The following is a 581-nucleotide window of genomic DNA, read 5'->3' as shown; positions in this document are numbered from 1 at the left end:
GAGCTTGATTGGGGAAAGTCAGAAGGTAATGAACTTCAATGGTAAGCCAAGGTGATATATTTTATGTTAACTTTAATCCAAGCCGTGGTCATGAACAGATGAATAAGCGACCAGCCATTGCGCTAAGCAATGATCTAGTCTGTCAGACAAGTAACATGACGATTGTGGCTCCAATTAGCAGTACCAAGCGTAATTTTCCAATGTATCATCGACTAACTAGTAGTCAAACAGTATATGGAAAAGTATTATTAGATCAAACCATAGCCTTAGATTTACGGGCAAGACATGTCACTGATGAAACTATTGTCGATCATGTATCGCGTGAAGAACTAGAAGAAATAATCACTTTGTACAAATTATTGTTTAGTATTGATGACAAATAGAAGAAGTTATTTTTAGTATATAATGACAAATAACCCCTAACATCTATAATATAGATGTTAGGGGTTATTCTTTCAATGTTTTTGAGGGGTGATTGATAGTTATAGGCCCTAAAATGCAACACATAGTTTTCTATACTAGCTTCTCAATGTCCCTTGTGTTTTTGTATTTTCTTGGCCTGGTGCAATTTATATCTTTTT

General features: G+C 34.8%; 1 protein-coding gene. It reads left to right on the top strand.

Going from position 1 to position 581, the window contains the following annotated elements; all coding sequences use genetic code 11:
- Positions 1-38: 38 nt before the first annotated feature.
- Positions 39-383 (top strand): type II toxin-antitoxin system PemK/MazF family toxin, encoded by a 345-nt coding sequence (locus FFM78_RS13685; RefSeq protein WP_001748110.1) that lies wholly within the window; start codon positions 39-41, stop codon positions 381-383.
- Positions 384-581 lie beyond the last annotated feature (198 nt).

It is taken from the genome of Loigolactobacillus binensis (assembly GCF_005405165.1).
Taxonomy (GTDB): Bacteria; Bacillota; Bacilli; order Lactobacillales; family Lactobacillaceae; genus Loigolactobacillus; species Loigolactobacillus binensis.
Note: the sequence above shows the minus strand (reverse complement) of the source record. Positions and strands in the feature narration are given on the sequence as shown.